At 42.9% G+C, this 1,873-nt stretch carries 1 protein-coding gene and 1 pseudogene; both read left to right on the forward strand.

Going from position 1 to position 1,873, the window contains the following annotated elements:
- Window positions 1–1,220: pseudogene (locus AB5935_RS23665) on the forward strand (hypothetical protein); the annotation flags it as partial.
- Window positions 1,195–1,873, forward strand: a 679-nt coding sequence (locus AB5935_RS23670; RefSeq protein ID WP_368327638.1) for a hypothetical protein, incomplete at its 3' end; no start/stop codon positions are given. The pseudogene AB5935_RS23665 and the gene AB5935_RS23670, both read left to right, overlap by 26 nt.

Below are 1,873 nucleotides of genomic sequence, written 5' to 3' on the forward strand. Positions count from 1 at the left end.
TGTCTGAACTTAACGATAATGAAGAAGGCTATACCTATTATCTGGGAAGTGACCCAAAGAAATACTACCAGACTACCAATGCCCAGAAAATTTCAGGATGTGAGACAGCAACCATCAGCGTAACCTGTCATGGTGGCGCCAAATTAGGAGAAGGTTCAACACAATACAAATGTTCTGATTGTGGAAGCAGTGTAAACAACCATACCAAGCAATGTTCTATGGCAACAAGTGTTTCCGAAGGAAGTATCAATATATCTGAAATAGACTCCAAAATAACGGAGTTGAAACGAAATATTGTCTCAGTACAATCAGAAATAACAGCACTGGAGGCAGAAAACGCAGAGCTCCTGAAAAAAATCCAGACAGCAAGCGTTGAGGATGCTGCAATATACAGACAGTCCTACAATGAGAACAAGGACAGAATATCAAGCCTAAAAGCTGAGATGAGCTCGTATGAGACAGAACTGTCACAGTATGAACAGGCAAAGCAGGAAGCTATCGACGGTGAGAATGCTGCCACGGATGACTACTACCGCATACCGGCTATCATGCAGGATTGTAAAACAGCCTATAATCTGTCGTGGAACGGTTCAGGTGCATGGGAAGGCAATACATTCGTTCGTACAGCCTCCATGCCCAACATCAACGGTACCATAACCTTTAAGGCAACCATATCCATAGCCCGGAAACCAAAGTATTTCCTTTGGATTAAGATACACCGTGCTATCGTACAAATTTCATGGACGCTTACTACTGAGTACAGTGACACACAGGTTGTTGAAGTTATCAATCTCGATCCGTCCAAATCGGATGCGGAAAAAGCCAACGAGGTCAATTCAAAATTATCAGAAGTGGCCAGAGAATTTCCGGATTGCACTCCTTCTGTGGAATATGCCAAAAGCAGTCCTATAGAAACAGATGATACCGGTGATACCTATCATCTGCTCTGGTCAAGTGACAGACTTGAAATAGCCCGTCAGATTGACACGAGACTAACCAATATCTATGCCGACCTTGTGTCATTGGAAAAGATGATGCACTACAAACATTCCATCATAGATATGCTGAAAAGCGTAGTCCCGTATATCAACGATGACAGTGGCAGAAGATTGACACTCATTGAACAATGTAGAAAACGATGGTTGCGTCAGGCAGCCTCCAGTGCCCACTCAGATACATATAATGGTAAATACGATGAAGATGAAAGCGACCAGGAATAAAATATTGCCGATTATTGTTTGCCTTTTGGTATTGTTCCCGTTCACTGCCAAGGCTCAATATGGTTTTGATGTAGCTTCCATAGAAGCCTATATCAACGACCATAAACAACAACGAAGTCTGCTGCTTGTTCGATCCACACTGGAAGCGAGCAACAAACTTCTGCATGAGTACAGCAGTGATGCCAATATCGGCTTCAGGGACATCAATAAGGAACTTGACAGATACACACGTGCGTTTGACGTTATTGACATTCTGTATCAGTCTCTTAGAACTAGTCTCAATATCTACAACACCTACGAAAACATCAGTGACCGTGTGGGTGATTATAAAAACATGCTTGAAGACTTCAGAAAGAAGTGTCTGGACAGAGGAAACATTGTAAGTACAGATACCTTGATAATCACAGTCAATGCCGGGGCCTTGGCAAAGATTGCCGAAGAAGGAGACAATCTGTATCGTTCGGTCAGTGATTTAATCCTGTATGCTACCGGTGCGGCAGCCTGTTCTACAGCGGATCTCTATCTCATTCTGATGAACATAAACAACTCACTTGACAATATCAGGACGCATCTGAACAGGGCATACTTTGAGACCTGGAGATACATTCAGGTACGCATCGGATATTGGAAAAGACAGGTTTATCGTGCAAAGA

It is taken from the genome of Phocaeicola sp. RTP21198st1_B8_RTP21198_201120 (genome assembly GCF_040929485.1).
Lineage (GTDB): Bacteria > Bacteroidota > Bacteroidia > Bacteroidales > Bacteroidaceae > Phocaeicola > Phocaeicola dorei.